The organism is Shewanella chilikensis (assembly GCF_037953065.1).
GTDB classification, from domain to species: Bacteria; Pseudomonadota; Gammaproteobacteria; order Enterobacterales; family Shewanellaceae; genus Shewanella; species Shewanella chilikensis.
This window is the reverse complement of the sequence record NZ_CP149966.1, coordinates 40,593-62,804: the sequence shown is the minus strand read 5'-3', so window position 1 is coordinate 62,804 and position 22,212 is coordinate 40,593. Positions and strand designations below refer to the sequence as shown.

18 protein-coding genes, 2 tRNA genes and 2 rRNA genes are annotated in these 22,212 nt (G+C 52.0%); 10 read left to right on the top strand and 12 right to left on the bottom strand.

What is annotated here, in order from left to right:
• Positions 1-2 precede the first annotated feature (2 nt).
• Positions 3-1,124, top strand: a complete 1,122-nt coding sequence (locus WKR14_RS00295; protein WP_339087184.1) for a hypothetical protein — start codon at positions 3-5, stop codon at positions 1,122-1,124.
• A gap of 256 nt (positions 1,125-1,380) precedes the next feature.
• Here the strand turns inward: WKR14_RS00295 and WKR14_RS00290 are convergent, their stop codons facing one another.
• Positions 1,381-2,979 (bottom strand): AbgT family transporter, encoded by a 1,599-nt coding sequence (locus WKR14_RS00290; RefSeq protein ID WP_165564233.1) that lies wholly within the window; start codon positions 2,977-2,979, stop codon positions 1,381-1,383.
• A 628-nt stretch (positions 2,980-3,607) separates the two neighbouring features.
• Here WKR14_RS00290 and WKR14_RS00285 point away from each other — a divergent pair.
• From WKR14_RS00285 to WKR14_RS00270, 4 genes are all read left to right on the top strand, one after another.
• Complete coding sequence (locus WKR14_RS00285) at positions 3,608-4,177, top strand: LemA family protein (protein WP_234555362.1); 570 nt, start codon at positions 3,608-3,610, stop codon at positions 4,175-4,177.
• 21 nt (positions 4,178-4,198) lie between these two features.
• Positions 4,199-5,233 (top strand): DUF3137 domain-containing protein, encoded by a 1,035-nt coding sequence (locus WKR14_RS00280; RefSeq protein ID WP_101057210.1) that lies wholly within the window; start codon positions 4,199-4,201, stop codon positions 5,231-5,233.
• A 179-nt stretch (positions 5,234-5,412) separates the two neighbouring features.
• A complete protein-coding gene (locus tag WKR14_RS00275; RefSeq protein ID WP_224866872.1) occupies positions 5,413-6,081 on the top strand; it encodes a lytic transglycosylase domain-containing protein in 669 nt (222 codons plus the stop codon).
• A gap of 25 nt (positions 6,082-6,106) precedes the next feature.
• Positions 6,107-6,538, top strand: coding sequence for a hypothetical protein (locus WKR14_RS00270; RefSeq protein ID WP_339087182.1), 432 nt, complete (start codon positions 6,107-6,109; stop codon positions 6,536-6,538).
• A gap of 164 nt (positions 6,539-6,702) precedes the next feature.
• Here WKR14_RS00270 and WKR14_RS00265 read toward each other — a convergent pair whose 3' ends face one another.
• Positions 6,703-7,560 carry a 23S rRNA (adenine(2030)-N(6))-methyltransferase RlmJ gene (locus WKR14_RS00265; RefSeq protein WP_045283956.1) on the bottom strand — a complete coding sequence of 286 codons (858 nt, stop codon included), beginning with the start codon at positions 7,558-7,560 and terminating at the stop codon, positions 6,703-6,705.
• Positions 7,561-7,691: 131 nt separating this feature from the next.
• Between WKR14_RS00265 and WKR14_RS00260 the strand changes: the two genes are divergently transcribed.
• Positions 7,692-8,450, top strand: a complete 759-nt coding sequence (locus WKR14_RS00260) for a class I SAM-dependent methyltransferase (protein WP_101057224.1) — start codon at positions 7,692-7,694, stop codon at positions 8,448-8,450.
• 827 nt (positions 8,451-9,277) lie between these two features.
• Here the strand turns inward: WKR14_RS00260 and WKR14_RS00255 are convergent.
• The 4 genes from WKR14_RS00255 to WKR14_RS00240 all read right to left on the bottom strand — a co-directional run bounded on the left by WKR14_RS00255 (position 9,278) and on the right by WKR14_RS00240 (position 12,696).
• Positions 9,278-10,468 carry an NAD(P)/FAD-dependent oxidoreductase gene (locus tag WKR14_RS00255; protein WP_101057206.1) on the bottom strand — a complete coding sequence of 397 codons (1,191 nt, stop codon included), beginning with the start codon at positions 10,466-10,468 and terminating at the stop codon, positions 9,278-9,280.
• A 78-nt stretch (positions 10,469-10,546) separates the two neighbouring features.
• On the bottom strand, positions 10,547-11,563 hold the full coding sequence (gene gpsA, locus WKR14_RS00250) for an NAD(P)H-dependent glycerol-3-phosphate dehydrogenase (protein ID WP_101057205.1): 1,017 nt from the start codon (positions 11,561-11,563) through the stop codon (positions 10,547-10,549).
• Between the two features lie 7 nt (positions 11,564-11,570).
• Positions 11,571-12,056: a protein-export chaperone SecB gene (gene secB / locus WKR14_RS00245; protein WP_025010842.1), complete on the bottom strand. Its 486-nt coding sequence runs from the start codon at positions 12,054-12,056 to the stop codon at positions 11,571-11,573.
• Positions 12,057-12,261: 205 nt separating this feature from the next.
• Positions 12,262-12,696: a rhodanese-like domain-containing protein gene (locus WKR14_RS00240; RefSeq protein WP_101057203.1), complete on the bottom strand. Its 435-nt coding sequence runs from the start codon at positions 12,694-12,696 to the stop codon at positions 12,262-12,264.
• A gap of 227 nt (positions 12,697-12,923) precedes the next feature.
• Here WKR14_RS00240 and gpmM point away from each other — a divergent pair, with 227 nt between their 5' ends.
• Genes gpmM through WKR14_RS00220 form a run of 4 tightly spaced genes read left to right on the top strand, consistent with a single transcriptional unit; the run spans position 12,924 to position 17,614 of the window.
• Complete coding sequence (gpmM, locus tag WKR14_RS00235) at positions 12,924-14,465, top strand: 2,3-bisphosphoglycerate-independent phosphoglycerate mutase (protein WP_339087180.1); 1,542 nt, start codon at positions 12,924-12,926, stop codon at positions 14,463-14,465.
• Positions 14,466-14,475: 10 nt separating this feature from the next.
• Entirely contained in the window at positions 14,476-15,612 is a 1,137-nt protein-coding gene (locus WKR14_RS00230) for a murein hydrolase activator EnvC family protein (protein ID WP_101057199.1), read from the top strand.
• 32 nt (positions 15,613-15,644) lie between these two features.
• A complete protein-coding gene (locus WKR14_RS00225; RefSeq protein ID WP_226565783.1) occupies positions 15,645-16,850 on the top strand; it encodes a S41 family peptidase in 1,206 nt (401 codons plus the stop codon).
• Positions 16,851-16,864: 14 nt separating this feature from the next.
• A complete protein-coding gene (locus WKR14_RS00220) occupies positions 16,865-17,614 on the top strand; it encodes a divergent polysaccharide deacetylase family protein (protein WP_101057195.1) in 750 nt (249 codons plus the stop codon).
• Here the strand turns inward: WKR14_RS00220 and WKR14_RS00215 are convergent, their stop codons facing one another.
• The 6 genes from WKR14_RS00215 to WKR14_RS00190 all read right to left on the bottom strand — a co-directional run bounded on the left by WKR14_RS00215 (position 17,615) and on the right by WKR14_RS00190 (position 22,027).
• Entirely contained in the window at positions 17,615-18,067 is a 453-nt protein-coding gene (locus WKR14_RS00215; RefSeq protein ID WP_101057193.1) for an Rrf2 family transcriptional regulator, read from the bottom strand.
• 9 nt (positions 18,068-18,076) lie between these two features.
• A complete protein-coding gene (locus WKR14_RS00210; protein ID WP_101057222.1) occupies positions 18,077-18,331 on the bottom strand; it encodes a YkgJ family cysteine cluster protein in 255 nt (84 codons plus the stop codon).
• A 241-nt stretch (positions 18,332-18,572) separates the two neighbouring features.
• Positions 18,573-18,649 (bottom strand) — tRNA-Asp (locus WKR14_RS00205).
• A 37-nt stretch (positions 18,650-18,686) separates the two neighbouring features.
• Positions 18,687-18,802: ribosomal RNA gene (gene rrf, locus WKR14_RS00200) — 5S ribosomal RNA — on the bottom strand.
• A 166-nt stretch (positions 18,803-18,968) separates the two neighbouring features.
• Positions 18,969-19,044 (bottom strand) — tRNA-Val (locus WKR14_RS00195).
• Between the two features lie 91 nt (positions 19,045-19,135).
• Positions 19,136-22,027 (bottom strand): 23S ribosomal RNA (locus WKR14_RS00190).
• Between the last annotated feature and the right edge of the window lie 185 nt (positions 22,028-22,212).

Sequence of the window (22,212 nt, the reverse complement as noted above, 5' to 3'; positions counted from 1 at the left end):
AGATGGCAGAGGGTTATCGCAAGATTATCAAGCAAGGGCTGCTCGGCAGTCTGGTAATGGTTTGTTTTTGGCAGGGAGGAGTTGTGATGGCGCAAGCGGAAAAAATGCAGCAAGGACCGGCGAGTATGGTTTTTACCAAACACTGCGTGGGCCGTTTTGAGTTTGAGTTACCCCAAGAGATGCAACTGCTCACCTCGGGTTATGGTCAACCGCAGTTCTCTATCGATATCTATCATCAGGATGATAAGGCAGAAAAGAAAGGGGTGATCACCGGTGAGCATAGGCTTGAGCAATGGCTGGAGTATGTGGAGGAATTGCGTAGTAAGGCTGCGAAATATGGGCCTACCAAGTACGTGATTAGAGACCTGGAACCTGAACTTAAGACATTAGTTTATAACGAAGATTCCAGAGTTTTAATGAATGATCCTAATGCTAAGCATGATTTCTCTAGCTTTTTCTTCAAGGATTTTCCGGAGCAGCAGTTGGGGCTCAGCATTGATGGCCGTGCTAACAAATTCATTGCCCGTAATGCCCCCAATGTGGATGAGATATTGCAGCAGCGGCTGCAATGGATGCGTCAGGCGATAGAGAAGATTGAATATCAGCCCTGGCCGCATAAGCAGGCGGGTGTCTGTTTGCAAAGAAATATCTTGATCGCCAATCTTCAGCCACCGATTACCCCTTCAGGGCCTTATCCAACGAGCGCGTATAAGGAAGGCTCTTATCACGAAAACTATCAGGCGGAGTTTTTTAACGGAAAAGATTCACTGTTTGAGATCATCGTAAACGTGTATGGCAAAGGCGAAGAAAAGGGCTTGAAAGAGGAGCTGAGCCGCTACAGCGGGATGATGGCCTTTTTCGCCAGCAGCAAGACCAAGGTGGCCGGGCGGGAAGGGCGGCTGTTTATCAGTGATGGTAAATACTCGGATACCCAGCGGGAGTTTACCTGGGTCAGCACCGACAGCAAAATCAACAGTGTCCGTTATGCTCATATGGAGATCAGCGGCAAGATAGAGATAGAAGATTTTCCGGCGATGGCCCCCTTGAATGCCACCGAGATGATAGTAGGGCTGCTCAAAAGCGTGCGGGTGCGGGAAAACGGCATGGTCGGAGTGAAGGACTAGCGAGTGGAATGAAACTTGATAAGAGCATGCCAGAAGTCTTTAAGTGTACTAGTTCAGACTTGATCTGGTGATGCTGAATTAGTTCCGACCAGGTCTGACACAGCTTCTTGAAAAGTTGAGAGTTATCCGTTTTGATTATTTGGTGATAAAAAGGCAGATTTCTCTGCCTTAGTAAACGTTATACACACTTTTAGTTACTGTATATAACCTAAGCCCCTTCCCACTAAAATCCTCAGTCATTCACTGTTACAGACTATCAGCCCGCCGGTGAATAGTAGGTAGCTGCACCAGGGCCAACCGGCAGCCCCAGGCCGAATACCCAAAGGAAGAAGAACAGGGTCCAACCGACGAAAAACACCAGCGTATATGGCAACATGGTGGCCACCAGAGTACCTATCCCCAGGTCCTTCTTGTAGCGCGCGGCGACCGCCAGGATAAGACCAAAGTAACTCATCATGGGCGTGATAAGGTTAGTCACTGAGTCACCTATTCGATAGGCCGCCTGAATGGTTTCCGGCGCATAACCCACCAACATCAACATGGGCACAAATATCGGCGCCGTCACCGCCCACTGGGCCGAGGCACTGCCGAGCATCAAGTTGATGAAGCCGCACATCATAATGAACAGCAGGAAGACTATCGGCCCGGTCAGCCCCAGGGCGCTGAGGGCATCGGCGCCTGTCACCGCCAGCACGGCGCCCAGATTGGTCCACTTGAAGAAGGCCACAAACTGCGAGGCGAAAAACACCAACACGATATACATGCCCATGGTGCTCATGCTGTGAGACATGGCATTGATCACATCGGTATCTTTTTTCATGGTGCCTACTACCTTGCCATATACCAGCCCGGGAATGGCAAAGCAGACAAAGATAAACACCACGATTCCCTTGAGAAACGGCGAACCGGCCACCTCCCCCGTCTCTGGGTGACGCAGTGGGCCCCACTCGGGTACCACGGTCAAGGCCAACACGGCGCCGAGCAGCAGCGCCGCCAAACCGGCCATTTTCAGCCCCTTTTTCTCCAGTTCGGTGACGGTTTCCATCCGCTGATCTTCCAAATCGACACTGGCTTCAGAGACATCATAGCGACCGAGCTTGGGTTCAACGATTTTCTCTGTCACCAAGGCGCCGAGGAAAGAGATCACAAAGGTGGAGACAAACATGAAGTACCAGTTGACCTCGGGGCCCACAGTGTAGTCAGGGTCTATCATCTGCGCCGCCGCTTCGGTGATCCCGGATAACAGGGGATCCACGGTTCCCAGCAGGAGGTTGGCACTGTAGCCACCGGATACCCCGGCAAAGGCCGCCGCCAACCCCGCCAAGGGATGCCTGCCAAGAGAATGGAAGATCATCGCCGCCATGGGGATCAGCACGACATAACCCAGTTCGGCGGCGGTATTGGAGACGATTCCGGCAAAGACAATTGTCAGGGTAACCAGGCGCTTGGAAGCCCCCATCACCAGCGCCCGCATGCCGGCGGACAAGAGTCCTGAGCGTTCGGCAATCCCTACCCCGAGCAAGGCCACCAATACAGTGCCCAGCGGTGTAAAACCGGTAAAGTTAGTCACCAGGTTGGAGACTATCATCCGCAGCCCTTCGGCATTCATCAGGCTGACCACATGGATCAGGCCATCGGCACTGCGGCCACTGGCGCCTTCGGGGCGAGGGTCCACCACTGTGACTTCAAAATAACCGGCAATGCCGGAGATCAGGATGACGGCTGCGCAAAACAGCGCAAATAGTGTGATGGGATGTGGCAAAAGGTTGCCCAGGCGCTCCACCACATTGAGGAAGCGGATAAACCAGCCACTCTTGGCGGTTTCGAGCGGTTGCTGAGAACGATTGGACTGCATCTGATTTCCCTGTCTGCCGGCTCGTCTGCCGGTTCTATTTTCATGGTCGTAACATCTACGACAAGCGACCGGCCATTTTGCCGCGACACTTTTAACTGAAACTTAACCTGGAAGAATGGCGGGAAATTAGAGGCAAAAAAAAGGACCCAGGGCGGGTCCATAAAGGCAAATTCGCTGAACTATTCGCTTTGCCCCAACGTTGTGTTATTACAATTTACAATACGCTGTCTGAACCTTGCCTGAACATAATAAAAGCTGTTTGCAAATAGTATGATTCCATTTCTTCGCTTTGACGCACGGTAAACAGTTTTCCCAGGGTCTATAGCGGCTTCCGACAGACTTGAGTCAAAAGTCGCTGTTTTTTTACCACTCAAAAACAGATAAATATTTCAAATAAATCAACCACATAATATTTCCATGCACTAAAAACGTACAGCCTAAGCCTTTGATTTGCCAGCTTTTGCTTAAATCTATATTTAAAGCCATATAAGTGATGGTTTTCATTGACTTGGCAAGACTCGCCGTCAAGGGGTCAGCACAGGTTCAAAATCACAACAAAGATGCATTTGCGGCCATTTTATGATTAGCTGGCGCAGTTCAGAAAAAACTGCAGGGAACTTTAGCAAATATGGATGGATTTTTGTTGATACTGGCGATCGCCGTGATACTGATTTATCTCTGGTATGTCAGCCTGATAAAAAAACGCAACACGGCCCGTGAAGCCCTCTCCGGCATAGATGTCCAGCTCAAGAAAAGGGCCAATCTGCTGCCCAATATTCTCACCATAGCCAAGCGCTTCATGGACCATGAAAAACAGCTGCTGACCGAGATCACCGAATTACGCACTCAACTGACCAAAAGCTACAATCCTGCCGACACAGATGCGGTAAAACAACATCTGGATTTGGCCAACCAGCTCAACAGCCGTGTCGGCCAGTTGATGGTGTCGGTAGAAAACTACCCTGAACTCAAGTCAGACAACACCATGTTGCAGGCGATGCAGACCTATAACGAAGTGGAGGCCCATATCTCTGCGGCGCGGCGCTTCTACAACTCGGCGGTCACTGAACTCAACAATGCGGTGGAAATTTTCCCGGGTTCAATCATAGCTTCCATGGCCAAGGTACAGGCTCTGCCCTTCTATGAGGCGGATGAAAGCGCCAAAAGTCCGGTCAATGCCGGCGACTATTTGAACTGAGACAGAGTAAAAGATTGACCCGTGAATATTATCACCTTCCTGATGGGGGCCAAGATTTCCCCGGTACGCCCGGGAAAAGGCTTGCAGGCCCCCAGCGAAGACCTGCCCAAGCTGCAGCAATACTATCGCCAGCATATACAGCCCAAGGCCAGTCAATATGAAAGACTGAGGATCAAGAGCCTCAAGCAGTGCCGAACCCGGGTAGCCCTATTTGTACTGACACTTGTGGTGACTCTGCTACTGGTTTGGCACTATTGGTATGACCTTATGTACTACAGTTCCCTTGGCCCGGAAGCTTCGTTTGCCCTCGCCCTTACCCCAGTTTTGCTGATGTTTTTCTGGTGTCAGAAACCCATCAAGGCGTTTCAAAAGCAAGTCAAAAAAAATCTGTTCCCGCTGATCTTCCGCTATTTCGGCGACGACTTTACCTTTAGTCCCAACGATGGTTTGCCACTGCGCCCTTTTCGCGATGCCGGCATTTTGCCCAAGCATGACATAGCGCATTCCAGCGATTTTATTACCGGTAGCTATAAACAGGTCGAACTGGGGATCAGTGAATTAGTGCTGAAGTCAGAATATCGGGATAGCAAGAATAAGAAGCGTACCAGCGAGGTATTCAAGGGCCTGGCCATGACCTTTACCGTGCCACAAAACTTCGGCTGTCATGCGGTATTGATCCGCGACCGCGGCCTGCTGGGGAAACTCTCTTCCAGCTATTCGGGGCTGAAGCAGATGAAGCTGGAAGATCCTGTGTTCGAGAAAGAGTTCGATGTCTTTGCCGACAATCAGATCAATGGCCGGGTGTTGATGAACCCCTTGTTTATGGAGCGTTTGCTGGATTTGAGCAAGAAGTTCGGCCGGGATCTGCGCTGCGCCTTCCACGGCAGGCAGCTGTTGATCCTGTTTCCCAGTAACAAGGATAGATTCGAGACCGCATCCATCTTTGAGGGAGCCACCTTCGAAAAGGAGTTCAGCCAGATCCACAGTGAAATGCAGCAACTCTTTGCTATCATTGACATATTGAAACTGGAAACACGGACGGGTTATCAGGCGTGAAGCACACTTCCGGCCAAGGACTCATCTCTTTGCTACTCTGGCTGCTGAGCTCGGCGCTGCCCTTTGCTGCGCTTGCCGGCACCGAGATACCTATGCCTTCGGAAAAGGCCACCATGGGTGAAGAGCCCTCAGCTATGGATAAAGAGCATTCAGCCGTAGGAAAAAAGCCTTCAGCTATTATGGGTAAAGAGCCCTCCGTCATGAGTGAAAACCCTTCAGCTATAGCTAAAGAGCCTTCGACCAAACCCCGTATAGTGGCGCGTTACTCCGAACACGGCATCAGTGACAGCAGTCTGCCGAAGCGAAAAATCTATCAGTACCGCCAGGCCAACGGCGTGATGGCGTTCAGTGACAAGCCCCCCGGCAGTCAGGAATATCAGATCATTCTCTATGATTGCTTCGCCTGCCGACCTGACTCCAAGGTGAACTGGCAAGCAATCCCCCTGTTTGGCAGTGACTATGCCGCCGAAATCACCCTCGCCGCCCAAACCTACAATCTGGATCCTGCGCTGATCCGGGCGGTGATCCACGCCGAGTCGGCCTTCAACGCCAAGGCCTTGTCCCGTACCGGCGCCATGGGGCTGATGCAGTTGATGCCGGATACCGCCAAAGAGCTCGGTGTCAGCAATGCCTTTGTGGTATCACAGAATATCGACGCCGGTAGTCGCTATCTGGCGCAGATGCTGGCCCGTTTCGATGGCGACATGACCCAGGCGCTGGCTGCCTACAATGCAGGACCGACCACAGTGAGCCAATATCGCGGCGTGCCACCCTACCCGGAAACTCGCGCCTATGTGAAACGGGTGAAAATTTTACTGGAGCGCTACCGCAATTTGAGCCGTGCCTGAGAGGCGAAAAAACAAAGAAGTGAAGATGTTTAACCTCAAGTCCCTCGGCCTTTGTGCCTGTCTGCTGATACCCTTTTCCAGCGTAATAGCCTGTGATGACAGCCAACTTGGGCCGGTTCCCGCAACCGCCGAAGCGATAGCCGCAGTAAAGCAAGTCATGCAAAGCCACAAGGGCGAGCTAGACAACAGCATGAACGACGAGGAGATGCTGGATCAGGGCAGCCAACTGACCCGTACCATCTTCTGTGAGGCGGGCTACAGCCTCAAGGCCACTTGGGCTGCCTGGGCTCAGGACCAGTGGAACGAGCAGTCGGCTTACGATAGCCCCAACGGCATGGCACTGCGCAATATGATGAGTATCAGCGCCTATTTGATAGAGACCAATCCGCAGCAGGCGCTGGCGCTAGGGCTCATAGATGAGGCGACGCTGGCCGAGCTGAAAGCACTGTCGGAATAATTCACCACAGCCGCTTATCACCACAGTCGCTATCACACAGTCGCTTAGACGCCGTAAAGGCCACGGTTAACAGGCCGGGCCGTTAGTACACAGCTTAATATCCGACTTAGTACCCAATTAATACCCAGTGACCCGGCCAACAGTTTTTTATGATGGAACTTAGCTTACTCGCCCACTTCCCAGGTGACAGTGACGCTGCCGCCACCCTGATTGAGCCTGGGGTGAAGCCAGGCCAGCAGCTCTTCGGCCTGGGTATCCAACTGCCATGGCGGGTTGATGACCCACAGACCCGCCGCCGTCATACCGAATTCATCCGAGTCAGGCTTGATACTCTGCTCTATCCGTAACTGGCGCCGAATACCGCTGTCTTTCAGCTTCGTCAGCATGGCTTCAGTCTGGGCTCGGTTAACGACCGGATACCAGAGCAGATACACTCCGGTGGCAAACTTGCGATGGGCCTTGATCAGGGTATCGGCCACATCCTGATAGTCACTCTTGAGCTCATAGCTGGGATCCACCAGCACCAGTGCCCGACGCTCCAGTGGAGGCACCGCGGCCAACAGGCCCTGCAGACCGTCGCCGTGAACCAGCTTCACCTGACGGGCACCTTCAAAATACTCCTGCAGCAATTCAACATCGGTATTGTGCAGCTCGTGCAGCAACATTCTGTCCTGCTCTCTAAGGTGCATATCCACTATCGCCGGAGATCCGGGATACCAGGCCAGCTCATCAGTGGCCTGCTCCTCGTTGCCTTCATTGAAATGGCGTACCGCCTCCAGATAGGCTGTCATCGCCTGCGGCACACTCGTTTCCTGCCAGAGCTTGCCTATACCTTCCAGATATTCCCCTGTCTTTTGGGCAAAATCATCTTCCAGCGCATAGCCACCGGCACCGGCATGGGTATCGATATAAACCAAAGGTTTATCTTTCTTCTGCAACAAGCTCAGCGCCTGCAACAAGATGGAATGTTTGAGCACATCGGCATAGTTGCCGGCATGAAAACCGTGACGATAGCTGAGCATGGGTTCCCCAATGACTGACGGGTAAATGACCGCGGCATTATAGCTGCTCTGCCTGCGAGTTGCAGCTGAACGTATTCAGTCAGGTTGGCATTTGGCATAATGGCGCCAATTCAGCCAAGGACTCAAACACAGTGAAGCAACCAAGCCATAGCATTTATTTTGATACCCGGGAGCCGCGTCTGTGCGCCATTGCCGAGCGCTGGGGCCTGAAGCATTCAGAAGACTCTGTGTTTGCCTTGGGGTTTGAGCAGGAGATGCTGACCCTGTTCAAGCGTGACGAACCCAAGCTTGGCGGTATCTGTGTCGATTTTGTCGGCGGCGCCGTGGCCCACAGACGTAAGTTCGGCGGCGGCCGCGGCCAGGCCATAGCCAAGGCGGTCGGTCTCAAGCAAGGCGCCTGCCCCTCTGTGGTAGATGCCACGGCCGGTCTAGGCCGTGATGCCTTTGTGCTGGCGAGCCTTGGCTGCCAAATGACGCTGATTGAACGTAACCCCTTGGTGGCGGCTCTGCTGGAAGACGGTCTTAGCCGCGGTTATCAGAACAGCGAAATCGGCCCCTGGATGCAGCAAAGAATGACGCTGCTGCACGACTCAAGTCTGGAAGCGTTGAGCCAGATAAGTCCGCAACCGGATGTGGTCTATCTGGACCCCATGTATCCCCACAGAGACAAGTCGGCATTGGTAAAAAAAGAGATGCGGGTATTTCAGACCCTGGTCGGTGCCGATACCGATGCCGACGGCTTGCTGGCTCCGGCGCTGGCACTGGCGAGCAAGCGGGTAGTGGTCAAACGGCCGGACTACGCCGAAGACCTGGCCGGAGTTAAACCCAGCACTGTTATCGCCACCAAGAAAAACCGCTTCGATGTCTATGTCAAAGCGGCGATGAACTGAGACCAAACCGCCCGCTTGAGTCTGCAGCCATTTTGGTGTCGCTGAAACCATAACCTGATATAGGGGCCATCGAATAAACAGTGTCAGGTGTTCACTATGAATCTGTGCCAATCCGTTATGGGATTAAACAGTCAAACACTGCCTTCCGGCATCCGAAATAGTACGAGATGACTCTATCCGGGCGAGACACAACTATCGACTAAAATGTCATTGATTTGATGCTGATTAATCTCGCTATCAAATACATGCTGATATTGACCTCTCAGAGCCAGAGTGCCTTCGATTGCAATTTGATAGGCGCAGAATAGTTGCGGCGTGAGAAACGCATAGGTGGCACCACTGGTGGCCTCTGCTTAATAACCAGCTACTAATAATCCTAAATAAAAGGCGGAACAACCTTTGGGATTGAAGCTGCCCCGGTGATCTTTGCCCTTTCCATGCTAAGAGGCCCTAACCAAAGGCAGGATTGTACATCCGCAACACAACACCCGAATACTCAACTGTGTCCATAACAATAAAATTACTGAGCAAGTCAGTAAAGGACTACACTATTGGAAGCCACCAAGTTCACGCTCGGTGACCCAATCGTTTAGCGATACGATGCCCGACTCCTGAAAGAGCCTGACAACCTCGGCAGGTGTCAGTTGCCCGAATGATAAGAGCGGTTCTCCGATGTACCAGGCCCAGGCAGCATGATCGGATTTAAACCAAGACAGATCAACAAAGCAAGCTATGTGATCTAAGGTTGTAAAGTCCACCTGAGCCCAAAGAGTCGGGTCCTCAATTCCCGTTTAGCTATGTACAAACTTTATTGTTCCTAAACACAATTACACCACTTCACCGGCGGCGTAGCCGGAACTCCAGGCCCACTGGAAGTTATAGCCGCCAAGCCAGCCACTAACATCCACCACTTCACCGATAAAATAGAGTCCGGGATGACGCTTGGCCTCCATGGTCTTGGAGGATAACTCATCGGTATCCACTCCGCCCAGAGTCACCTCGGCGGTGCGATAACCCTCGGTGCCGCCGGGTTGGATCTGCCAGCAGTGGAAATAGCTGTCCAGCGCAGCCACATCGGCCTTGGACAGTTGGTTGAGGTTCTTGTTGGGTAATTCGCCCAGCTCGAGCAGCCTCTCAACCAAGCGCTTAGGTAACAGCCGAGATAGTCCATTTTTAAGCGACAATTTTGGTGATTCAGCAGTAATTGTTTTGCACCAGTCGACAAAATCCAGGTCCGGCAGTAAATCAAACCGCACACTCTGGCCTGGCTGCCAGTAGGAGGAGATCTGCAGCACAGCCGGCCCGGACAAACCTCTGTGGGTAAATAACATGGCCTCTCTAAACTGCCTGCCGCACTCGGCTTGGGCGATAACCGGCAAGCTGATGCCAGACAAGCCTTCAAATCTGGCCTTGTCTTCAGGTTGCAGAGTAAAAGGAACCAACCCAGCTGTGGTAGGCAGCACCTTGATGGCAAACTGCTCGGCAATGCGGAATCCAAACGGTGTAGCCCCGAGCTTGGGCATGGACAAGCCACCAGTGGCTATCACCAGAGATTCACAGCGATATTCTCCTTCACTGGTTTGCAGGCTGTAACCGTCATCTGTGGCTGCCACAGACAGAATTTCGGTACGCAGCTGAATTTTGACCCCGGCCCAATCGCACTCAGTGGTCAGCATATCGACGATATCTTTGGCCGAGCCATCACAAAACAGCTGTCCCAGGGTCTTCTCGTGATAATCGATGCCGTGCCGCTCGACCATGGCGATGAAGTCCCACTGGCTGAAACGAGCCAGCGCCGACTTAACGAAGTGTGGGTTACTGCAGAGGTAGGCGCCCGGTTCAATGTTCTGATTGGTGAAGTTACAGCGACCACCGCCACTGATCAGAATTTTGCGCCCCAGTTGTTTGGCGTTATCCAGCAAGAGGACATCCCGGCCCCGATACCCGGCAGTGAGGGCACACATTAACCCTGCGGCGCCAGCGCCGATAATGATCACCTGATGCTGTTTAACTGACATAACGCTCACTCTCGGGCCCAACAAGGGGCAATAAAAAAGGACGCTATTCTAGCATCCTTTTCCGGGATTGGAGATGGCTCAGTCTGCCGAGGTTTCCGACTTCTTCTCTCTGGCCAGCAGTTCTTTGGCAGCATCCAGAGGCGATTTACCCTGATACAGCACCTGATAGATCTGCTCGGTGATCGGCATCTCTACCCCCAAGCGCTTGGCCAGGGTGTAGACCTCTTTGGTGTTGCGGTACCCTTCAACCACCTGACCGATTTCAGCCTGGGCAGTATCGACATCACAACCCTTACCCAATGCCAAACCAAAGCGACGGTTGCGCGATTGGTTATCGGTACAGGTCAGCACCAGGTCCCCAAGACCCGCCATTCCCATAAAGGTAGAAGCATGAGCACCCAAGGCCTCCCCCAGACGGCTCAACTCCACCAGACCACGGGTGATCAGGGCTGTACGGGCGTTGGCACCAAAGCCTATACCGTCGGACATACCGGCGCCGATGGCGATGACATTCTTGACCGCGCCACCGAGTTGCAGGCCGATAAAGTCGTCATTGGCATAGACCCTCAGGCGTTTGGGGCTGTGCAACAATTCCACCAGATCCTCGGTAAACTCGGCATCGGTACCGGCCACAGAGATAGCGGTTGGTAAACCTGCCGCCAGCTCTTTGGCAAAAGTCGGTCCGGACAATACCGCCAGCGGATATTTCTCCCCCAACACATCGCGGGCAACATCCTGCAACAGGCGACCACTTTCCGGCTCCAGCCCCTTGGTAGCCCAAATGATGCGAGCATCATCACGCAGCAGAGGCTTGGCCTGAGCCAGCACTTCGGCGAAAACATGACTTGGCACCACCACCAGAATGTTTCGCGACGCCGCCAATGCTTTGGCCAAGTCGGCTTCCATTACCAAGGACTCGGGAAAGGCAATTCCGGGAAGAAAGGCTTGGTTACTGCGCTCGGCAGCGAGTTTGGCCACATGCTCGGGCTCATGCCCCCACAACAGGGTGCTGTGTCCATTGCTGGCCAAAGAAATGGCAAGGGCGGTGCCATAAGAGCCCGCCCCCAATACCGTTATTTCGGCAGTATCTTTCATCGGCTGATTACGCGTTCGCTTCTTCGGCCGGAGCTTGCTCGGCGGCGGCTTGACGCTGCTGCACATATTGAGCGAACAGGGCGTCGAAGTTCACAGGTGCCAGGTTCAGCTGTGGGAAAGTACCACGGGATACCAGGCTTGCCACGGTTTCACGGGCATAAGGGAACAGAATGTTAGGGCAGTAAGCCCCCAGAGAATGAGCCAGTTGAGGATCGCTCAGACCAGAGATAGAGAAGATACCGGCTTGTTGTACTTCACACAGGAAAGCAGTTTCTTCACCATTTTTAGCAGTCACAGTCAGTGACAGTACTACTTCAAAAACGTCGTCGGCCAGCTTGGCGCTACGGGTATCCAGATCCAGCTTAACTTCAGGATTCCACTCTTTCTGGAATACCGCTGGGCTGTTAGGGGTTTCGAAAGAAACGTCCTTGATATACACGCGTTGAATGTTGAACTGTGGGGCTTGTTGTTCGTTGTTTGCTACTTCAGCCATAATTCCTACCTATCCATTTAGTCTCGGCTTGCAATGAGCCGGTGTTTAGGGTGTATGTTACTCGGGTCAATTGCGACTCCCAGTCATCATCCCTGCTATTCATCTGTTCAGCGCCGGAACAGAACTCAGGATGCCGGTTGCCACTTCAGTATGGCCACTCTACTAACAGAGCGGCGCCAAATGCAATGACAACCGCCGACACTCATTATCTTTTGCTTTTGGATACAGGCATATTTGCTGCCTGCCAATCACCCATACCACCTTTGAGGTTAAAGACTTTTTCAAAGCCTTGCTTAACCAATATCTGAGCCGCTTGAGATGAGGTCATGCCAGCGTTGCATACCAGTATAATGGGTGTGGTTTTGTACTTTTCAAGGTTCGTGGTCTGATTATTTTTGATATCGGCCATAGGCACATTCAAGGCATTGAGAATGTGTCCCTTACGAAAATCGTCCTTGGCTCGCACATCGACCACCTTGGCATCTTCCTTATTCATCAAGAAAATCGCTTGCTGATGATCGACGCTTTTAACCTTGGAAAAACCGGATTTGAACAGGGTTACAATCACGGCGATAAACAAACCCACCCAGGCCAGGCTCAGCATGGGGTGGGCTTTAAGAAACTCTATATATTCCTGCATTTTTTACTGCCTGTTATCTATTGGGCCATTTAGGACAAGCGCAGAGTATACCCAGAGGCCAGGCAGATTGCAGCTGTTTCGCTGCAGTTTTGCCCCTTGAATCGGCGTTAAATCGCGGCCCTTCCTATTGTCGCAATCGGGTAAATGGCTTTTGCCCTCAGGGCAGACGTAGTAATATTTAACCAATTTCAGATTTGACCGATTCTTTCAACTTTACAGGTATCAACATGAAGACAAGCAAACGTCCTTTGGCACTGCTAATTCTGGACGGCTGGGGTTATCGTGAAGGGACGCATATGAATGCCGTCCATCATGCCAATACTCCGGTTCTCGACAGACTCAACGCCGAATACGCCCACAGTTTGATTTCCGGCTCAGGTAAAGATGTTGGTTTGCCCGACGGGCAGATGGGCAACTCTGAAGTGGGCCATATCAATATTGGTTCCGGCCGTATCGTTTATCAGGAACTGACCCGCATCAGCAAGGCCATTGAAGATGGCGAATTTGAGCAAACCCAAGCACTTATCGAGGCAGTCGACGCCGCCATCAAAGCAAACGGCGCAGTACACATCATGGGACTGCTGTCACCCGGCGGTGTTCACAGCCATGAAGATCATCTTGAAGCCATGTGCCGCATGGCCGTCAAGCGGGGTGCCAAGCAGGTTTACCTGCACGCCTTCCTTGATGGGCGTGATACACCGCCACGCAGTGCCAAAGCCAGCCTGGAACGCTTCGACAAGCTGTTTGCCGAATTAGGCCGAGGCCGCATAGCCTCCATCGTTGGCCGCTACTACGCCATGGACAGGGACAACCGTTGGGACCGAGTCTCCCAAGCCTACGATCTGATCACTCAAGGTCAGGGGAAATACAGCGCCGACTCCGCCGTGGCCGCGTTGGAAGCTGCCTATGACCGAGATGAAAACGATGAGTTTGTTGCCGCAACTGCGATTCTGGATCAGGGTAAGGCCACAACACTGCACGATGGCGATGCGCTGATTTTCATGAACTTCCGTGCCGACCGCGCCAGACAGATCACCCGCGCCTTCGTCAATCCGGACTTCAATGGTTTTGAACGCGCAGTAACGCCCAAGGTCAACTTTGTCATGCTCACAGAGTATGCCGCCGATATCAAGGCTCCGGTAGCCTTCCCATCGGAAGACCTGGTCAACACTCTGGGCGAAGTACTGCAAAATCGCGGTCTGACCCAGCTGCGTATTTCTGAAACCGAGAAATATGCCCACGTAACCTTCTTCTTCAACGGCGGCAAAGAGCAGCCATTCGTGGGTGAAGACCGTATTCTGATCAACTCGCCCAAAGTCGCTACCTATGACTTGCAACCTGAGATGAGTTCGACAGAGCTGACAGATAAGTTGGTTGAAGCTATTGAATCAACTCAATATGATGTCATTATCTGTAACTACCCCAACGGTGACATGGTAGGCCATACCGGCAAGTTTGATGCTGCGGTCAAGGCTTGCGAAGCCGTGGATGCCTGTATAGGCCGAGTAGTGGACGCTCTGGCCAAGGTAGATGGTGAGTGCATTATCACTGCCGACCACGGCAACGCCGAGCAGATGGTGGATGAAACCACAGGTCAGGCTCATACCGCTCACACCAGTGAGCTGGTGCCCTTTATCTATGTCGGTCGCGAGGCCACTATCGATGAAGGTGGCCGCCTGAGTGATATCGCCCCCACTATGCTAACGTTGATGGGACAGAGCATTCCTGACGAAATGACAGGGCGTCCGTTAATCCATACAAAAGAGTAACACTGACCCGGTGCAGAAGCGTATTTTAGCCAAAGCCAGCATACTTGCTGGCTTTCTCGTGTTTTCCTCTCAGCTGCAGGCATCTGATCTGGAGCGGCGTCAGTCCGAGTTAAAGGCACTGCAATCCCAGATCACCGCGCAGCAAAATGCCCTGAGAGACACAGGCAAGCAGCGGGAAAAACTACTGCAACTGCTGAAAAAAGACGAGCAGGCTATCGCCAATGCTGCCCGTAAGGTCAACCAAACGGAAAATGCCCTCAGCAATACCGAAAAACGCCTTGCTGAGCTGAAACAAAGAGCCGCACAGCTGGACAAACTCAAAGAAAGCCAGCAGCAAACCCTGGCCAAGCAACTGACCAGCGCCTATCTCGCCGGGAATCATGACTACAGCAAGATGCTGCTCAACCAGCAGGACCCGGCCACCATAGAGCGAATGCTGGCCTACTATGAATACCTCAACAAGGCCAGAATGCAGGCCATAGAACAACTGAAACAGACCCGCCAGGAATTGTCGGCAGTGCAGCAAAGTGAGCAGCAGGAACGCAATCGACTCAACCAGCTGGTATTGGATCAGAAGGCTCAATCCAAGCGCCTCAATCAAGAACAGGATCAACGACAGCAAACACTGAAGGAACTGCAACGCACCATCAGCAGTAAAGCCTCGGAGCTGGAACAACTACAGATAGAAGAGGCCTCTCTGAAACGGGTTGTCGAGCAAGCCCTGGCCGCCATGCGCGATAGCCCCAGCATGGATGGATTGGCCAAGTCCCGTGGTGCCCTTAACTGGCCCACCAAGGGCAGGATCAAAAACAGCTTTGGCAGTCAGCGTTCCGGCAGTGTGCGCTGGAAAGGTGTCATGCTGTCAGCTCCGGAGGGCCAGTCTGTCAGTGCTGTAGCCGCCGGCAAGGTGATCTATGCCGACTGGCTGCGCGGTTTTGGTATGGTGTTAGTTGTCGATCACGGCAAAGGTTATATGAGCCTCTATGGCCACGCACAGGCGTTGCTGAAAGACGCAGGCGATACAGTCAAGGCTGGCGAAGCCGTGGCACTGGTAGGACGTTCCGGAGGACAAACCGAGCCTGGCCTATACTTTGAAATAAGGCATAAGGGGCAAGCTGTCGACCCGACAAATTACTGTCGGCGTTAGTCAACAGCCCCCGGCACTTCAAAGGGGGCAACATGGGCAACTCTATTCGTAACCTGCTGTATATCGGCCTTGGTATCATCATGGGAGTCTCTCTCAGCCTGGCTAGCCATGAAAACTTCCCCAAACCCAGTCACACCCACGAGCTTTCATTACTGCTGGATGTGATGGATACAGTGGAAACCTACTACGTCAGGGACATCAGCCGCAGGGAGCTTGTCGACGCCGCTATTGAAGGCATATTTCAACGACTCGACCCTTATTCCAGTTTTCTGAAACCTGAGCAGATGAACAGCCTCAGAGACAGCAACCGTGGGGAATACTTCGGCTACGGCTTTGAAGTGTCCACGGAAGGGGAAAAGCTCAGAATTATCGCGCCTTTTCCCGGTTCTCCAGCCGAACAAGCCGGGATCATGGCCGGCGATATAGTTACCGCTGTCAACGGTAAGAGTATTGCCAAGCAGTCCATGGAAGAGGTACTTAGCCAAATAAAGCAATTCAGCAGCAGCAATAGCGAGTTATCGCTGCAGCTACATCATGCTCACTCAGATGTCAGCTTTGAAGTCAGTCTTAAACCAGCCACTATCAGCGTCCACTCTGTACTTGGGAAAATGCTAACCAACGACATTGGTTATATTCGCCTGGCAAGTTTTCAGGAGGACTCTACCCGCGACATAGTGCGACTATTGAGCGAATGGCAACAGCAGCCAATGAATGGTTTGATTCTGGATTTGCGCAACAATCCTGGCGGCTTGCTGGATCAAGCGATTCGAATTGCCGATCTGTTTCTGGATAAGGGTCGCATCGTCGCCACCGAAGGACGCTTCTTCGATGCCAATTCGGATTACTATGCATCTTCGCAAACCATGCTGGCCGGCGTGCCCCTATTAGTGCTGATCAATCGTGGTTCAGCTTCAGCATCTGAAGTACTGGCGGCGGCGCTGCAGGAGAACAACCGTGCCAAGGTGATAGGTGAAACCAGCTTCGGTAAAGGCACAGTACAAAGCCTGATCCCAACACTTATCGATGGTAATACCATCAAGCTGACCATAGCCCGCTATACCACCCCCAAGGGCCAGGATATTAACGCCAAAGGAGTGGAACCCGATATAAAAATCGCACCCAATACTGTTTCCGATAACAAAACTGTGCCTATAATCGACCTCATATCTCCCCATGCAGATACCGCCAGCGATAGAGCCATAAACTCGGCAGTGGCATGGATACAATCAAATAAATAAAATTAATATCAAACGTGCGCTATTGTTTCTACCTACTACTGCTGGTCGTAAGTTGCTCTCCTGCATGGGGAGCAAAACTGGCAATCGTCATCGATGATATTGGCTACCGCCATACAGATGAAGCCGCCCTATCCTTACCTTCAGCCGTGACCTTGTCTGTATTGCCACATACCCCTCTCGGGCAACAACTGGCTCGCCAGGCTCACAACAAGGGCCATGAAATTATGGTACACCTCCCTATGCAGGCACTTAACGGCAAGGCCATGGGACCAGGTGGACTCAACAACCAGATGTCAGAAACCGAGTTTAAAGCAACTCTCAAACAAGCCCTGCAGAGCGTGCCCTTTGCCAGGGGAAGTAACAACCATATGGGGAGTTTGTTGACTCAACTCGAACAACCTATGGGCTGGTTAATGGAAGTACTGCAACAGGAAGAGCACTTCTTTATCGACAGCGTTACTACCCGTTACACTAAAGCTGGCGAGAAGGCCGATGCCTTGGGTGTTCCGTTGCTAAGACGTCAGGTGTTTCTGGATAATCAGCTAACCGAGCAGGCTTTCGAAAGACAATTGGACTTGGCAATAGCCAAGGCCCAAAGCGAAGGTGAAGCCTTGATGATAGCTCACCCTTACCCAGAGAGTATGCAGTTCCTCAAGAAGAAACTGCCAGAACTGGCAAAGATAGGGGTCACTCTGGTGCCAGCTTCCAACTTACTACCAATCTCATTGGCCCAGAAGCAGAATACCAGCGGTGAAAAACTCTAACTAGAGTTGCAGTACAGGGATCTCCAGATCCGGCAGCAAGGCTCGCAACTCCTGTTGGTTGCTGACAATGTCTGCCAGGGTATAACGATCGAGCACAGCCAGATAAGCATCCACAGCTTGGGCCAAGACCCCTTTCAACTGACAAGCCGGGGTCAGTCGACAATAAGGCTTGCTGCAATCAATTGGCGCCAGTGAATTTTCCAGTGCCCGCACCAATTCGCCGACATTGATCTTCTCCGGAGCCATCCCCAAACGAAAACCACCGCTCTTGCCGCGTATTGTTTGCAAATAACCCAGCTTACCCAGGTGATGTACTATCTTGGAGACATGATTAGGTGAAAGATCAAAAACCTCTGTGATCTCTGCGATTCGAAACAAAGTCTCTCGCTCCGGTTGAATCGCCAGATACATAAGAGTTCTTATTCCAAAATCTGTATAACGCGTTAACTGCATCTTTCACCTTCAGAAAGAGGTTTCCACCTCTAAAGAGCCTATCAGCCAGAGCGCCTCTTCGTTGCTGTTACCACATACATCCACCGATGCAGAGAAATCACTACACACATCAGGACGTTTAGGGGAACCAAAGAGGCGACATAGATTGTTGTCATCAAGTTGCACACAACGAACCCCAGCGGGTTTACCTCCCGGCATCCCAGGAATGGCACTGCTGATGGAGGGTGCTATACAACAGGCACCGCAACCGATACGACAATCCACAATCATCACCTGTAATAGAATATGACTATTATAACGACAAAAAATTTTCGGGTAAGTACTCAAGTCACAGACTCAAACGAATCCTACAGCCAAAGCGAATATAACGATAGCACTTATATATTCTCTGTCGTCAACCTCAAGAACCGGGATACTCCAGACCTACAAGGATAACTCTGTAAATTTGCAGAAAAGAACCAAAACGAAAAAAGCCTCATCTTTCGATGAGGCTTTCTCTTTAAGTTGGCGGAGCGGACGGGACTCGAACCCGCGACCCCCGGCGTGACAGGCCGGTATTCTAACCAACTGAACTACCGCTCCTTTAGTATCACGCCTTGGCGCATTACTAAAATTGGGCGTCTGGCGATGACCTACTCTCACATGGGGAGACCCCACACTACCATCGGCGCGATTGCGTTTCACTTCTGAGTTCGGGATGGGATCAGGTGGGACCACAATGCTATTGTCACCAGACATATTCTTACTGGTTAATTGTCCGTCTGACGGTATTGTTTCCTCGCTACGCTGCTCATGTACTTCAGTACACTGCGCGGCTCGCTCGTCACGGCTTTGTCAGCCAAACAATTACCTGCGTCATTAACCTTTGTTCTTCAATTCAGAAAGCTGTTGCTTTGAAATATGGTGGTCGCTACTGGGATCGAACCAGTGACCCCCTCCTTGTAAGGGAGGTGCTCTCCCGGCTGAGCTAAGCGACCGGTATTCTTGGCTGTGCTCTTTTCAGAGCCTGAGTTCAAACTTCAATCAAGTATCTAACTTCTTCAAGTCCGTAAAACCCATCTGGGTTGTATGGTTAAGCCTCTCGAGTCATTAGTACAGGTTAGCTCAACGCCTCGCAACGCTTACACACCCTGCCTATCAACGTCCTGGTCTCGAACGGCTCTTCAGAGGTCTCTAGGACCTAGGGATGACTCATCTTGGGGCTCGCTTCCCGCTTAGATGCTTTCAGCGGTTATCGATTCCGAACGTAGCTACCGGGCAATGCCATTGGCATGACAACCCGAACACCAGCGGTTCGTCCACTCCGGTCCTCTCGTACTAGGAGCAGCTCCCCTCAATCATCCAACGCCCACGGCAGATAGGGACCGAACTGTCTCACGACGTTCTGAACCCAGCTCGCGTACCACTTTAAATGGCGAACAGCCATACCCTTGGGACCGACTTCAGCCCCAGGATGTGATGAGCCGACATCGAGGTGCCAAACACCGCCGTCGATATGAACTCTTGGGCGGTATCAGCCTGTTATCCCCGGAGTACCTTTTATCCGTTGAGCGATGGCCCTTCCATTCAGAACCACCGGATCACTATGACCTGCTTTCGCATCTGCTCGACGTGTCTGTCTCGCAGTTAAGCTGGCTTATGCCATTGCACTAACCGTACGATGTCCGACCGTACTTAGCCAACCTTCGTGCTCCTCCGTTACTCTTTGGGAGGAGACCGCCCCAGTCAAACTACCCACCAGGCACTGTCCCTAATCCCGATAAGGGACCAAGGTTAGAACATCAACACTACAAGGGTGGTATTTCAAGGTTGACTCCAACAAGACTGGCGTCTCATCTTCATAGTCTCCCACCTATCCTACACATGTAGGGTCAATGTTCAGTGCCAAGCTATAGTAAAGGTTCACGGGGTCTTTCCGTCTAGCCGCGGGTATACGGCATCTTCACCGCAATTTCAACTTCACTGAGTCTCGGCTGGAGACAGCGTGGCCATCATTACGCCATTCGTGCAGGTCGGAACTTACCCGACAAGGAATTTCGCTACCTTAGGACCGTTATAGTTACGGCCGCCGTTTACCGGGGCTTCGATCATGAGCTTCTCCGAAGATAACCCAATCAATTAACCTTCCGGCACCGGGCAGGCGTCACACCGTATACGTCATCTTGCGATTTTGCACAGTGCTGTGTTTTTGATAAACAGTTGCAGCCACCTGGTATCTGCGACTGCCAGCAGCTTACGACGCGAGGTCTTCACCGCCGGCAGCGTACCTTCTCCCGAAGTTACGGTACCATTTTGCCTAGTTCCTTCAGCCGAGTTCTCTCAAGCGCCTTGGTATTCTCTACCCGACCACCTGTGTCGGTTTGGGGTACGATTCCTGCTAACCTGAAGCTTAGAAGATTTTCCTGGAAGCATGGCATCAACCACTTCATCCCCTTGGGGACTCGTCGTCAGCTCTCAGTGTATGTGTGCCCGGATTTGCCTAAGCACACCACCTACTACCTTAAACGCGGACAACCAACGCCGCGCTGGCCTAGCCTTCTCCGTCTCTCCATCGCAGTTAGCAGAAGTACGGGAATATTAACCCGTTTCCCATCGACTACGCCTTTCAGCCTCGCCTTAGGGGTCGACTCACCCTGCCCCGATTAACGTTGGACAGGAACCCTTGGTCTTTCGGCGAGGGGGTTTTTCACCCCCTTTATCGTTACTCATGTCAGCATTCGCACTTCTGATACCTCCAGCGTGGGTTACCCCTTCGCCTTCAACGGCTTACAGAACGCTCCTCTACCGCACCGATGCAAGCATCAGTACCCGTAGCTTCGGTGAATTGCTTAGCCCCGTTACATCTTCCGCGCAGGCCGACTCGACTAGTGAGCTATTACGCTTTCTTTAAATGATGGCTGCTTCTAAGCCAACATCCTAGCTGTCTAAGCCTTCCCACATCGTTTCCCACTTAGCAATTACTTTGGGACCTTAGCTGACGGTCTGGGTTGTTTCCCTTTTGACGACGGACGTTAGCACCCGCCGTCTGTCTCCCGGATAGCACTCTTTGGTATTCGGAGTTTGCAAAGGGTTGGTAAGTCGGGATGACCCCCTAGCCTTAACAGTGCTCTACCCCCAAAGGTGTTCGTCCGAGGCGCTACCTAAATAGCTTTCGAGGAGAACCAGATATCTCCCGGTTTGATTGGCCTTTCACCCCCAGCCACAAGTCATCCGCTAATTTTTCAACATTAGTCGGTTCGGTCCTCCAGTTGATGTTACTCAACCTTCAACCTGCCCATGGCTAGATCACCGGGTTTCGGGTCTACACCTAGCAACTAAACGCGCAGTTAACACTCGGTTTCCCTACGGCTCCGCTATTCGCTTAACCTCGCTACTAAATGTAAGTCGCTGACCCATTATACAAAAGGTACGCAGTCACGGTCTCAAGGACCGCTTCCACTGCTTGTACGTATACGGTTTCAGGTTCTATTTCACTCCCCTCACAGGGGTTCTTTTCGCCTTTCCCTCACGGTACTGGTTCACTATCGGTCAGTCAGGAGTATTTAGCCTTGGAGGATGGTCCCCCCATATTCAGACAACATGTCACGTGTGCCGCCTTACTCGATTTCATCTCTGGTTAGTTTACGTGTACGGGGCTATCACCCTGTGCCGCTGTGCTTTCCAACACATTCCACTAACACCCCAAAGACTTAAGGGCTAATCCCCGTTCGCTCGCCGCTACTTGGGGAATCTCGGTTGATTTCTTTTCCTGAGGGTACTTAGATGTTTCAGTTCCCCTCGTTCGCCTCAATACGCTATGTATTCACGTATTGATGACAGCTTATGCTGCCGGGTTTCCCCATTCGGACATCGCTGGCTCAAATGCTTGTTACTAGCTCACCAACGCTTTTCGCAAGTTACTACGTCCTTCATCGCCTCTGACTGCCAAGGCATCCACCGTATACGCTTGGTCGCTTAACCATACAACCCGGATGAGTTTTCATCGGATTGTATTGCAACCAGCTTAGGTTTACTTGTCTCACCTCCGGGTTAAGGAAGTGGACTCGCCTTGAAGAATTTCCAAAACACTTGATTGAAGTGTTTGAGAACTCAATTTTGTATTCATCAATTCCTACTCCTGAGAGTCGTCTTGATGTCTACTATCA

Excerpts from the sequence above, each read along its gene's own strand:
- WKR14_RS00240 (WP_101057203.1), bottom strand. The coding sequence starts at position 12,696 with ATGCAGGAATATATAGAGTTTCTTAAAGCCCACCCCATGCTGAGCCTG.
- gpsA (WP_101057205.1), bottom strand. The coding sequence starts at position 11,563 with ATGAAAGATACTGCCGAAATAACGGTATTGGGGGCGGGCTCTTATGGC.
- WKR14_RS00270 (WP_339087182.1), top strand. The coding sequence starts at position 6,107 with ATGTTTAACCTCAAGTCCCTCGGCCTTTGTGCCTGTCTGCTGATACCC.
- WKR14_RS00275 (WP_224866872.1), top strand. The coding sequence starts at position 5,413 with ATGGGTAAAGAGCCCTCCGTCATGAGTGAAAACCCTTCAGCTATAGCT.
- gpmM (WP_339087180.1), top strand. The coding sequence starts at position 12,924 with ATGAAGACAAGCAAACGTCCTTTGGCACTGCTAATTCTGGACGGCTGG.
- WKR14_RS00225 (WP_226565783.1), top strand. The coding sequence starts at position 15,645 with ATGGGCAACTCTATTCGTAACCTGCTGTATATCGGCCTTGGTATCATC.
- secB (WP_025010842.1), bottom strand. The coding sequence starts at position 12,056 with ATGGCTGAAGTAGCAAACAACGAACAACAAGCCCCACAGTTCAACATT.
- WKR14_RS00295 (WP_339087184.1), top strand. The coding sequence starts at position 3 with ATGGCAGAGGGTTATCGCAAGATTATCAAGCAAGGGCTGCTCGGCAGT.
- WKR14_RS00290 (WP_165564233.1), bottom strand. The coding sequence starts at position 2,979 with ATGCAGTCCAATCGTTCTCAGCAACCGCTCGAAACCGCCAAGAGTGGC.
- WKR14_RS00255 (WP_101057206.1), bottom strand. The coding sequence starts at position 10,468 with ATGTCAGTTAAACAGCATCAGGTGATCATTATCGGCGCTGGCGCCGCA.
- WKR14_RS00265 (WP_045283956.1), bottom strand. The coding sequence starts at position 7,560 with ATGCTCAGCTATCGTCACGGTTTTCATGCCGGCAACTATGCCGATGTG.
- WKR14_RS00215 (WP_101057193.1), bottom strand. The coding sequence starts at position 18,067 with ATGCAGTTAACGCGTTATACAGATTTTGGAATAAGAACTCTTATGTAT.
- WKR14_RS00285 (WP_234555362.1), top strand. The coding sequence starts at position 3,608 with ATGGATGGATTTTTGTTGATACTGGCGATCGCCGTGATACTGATTTAT.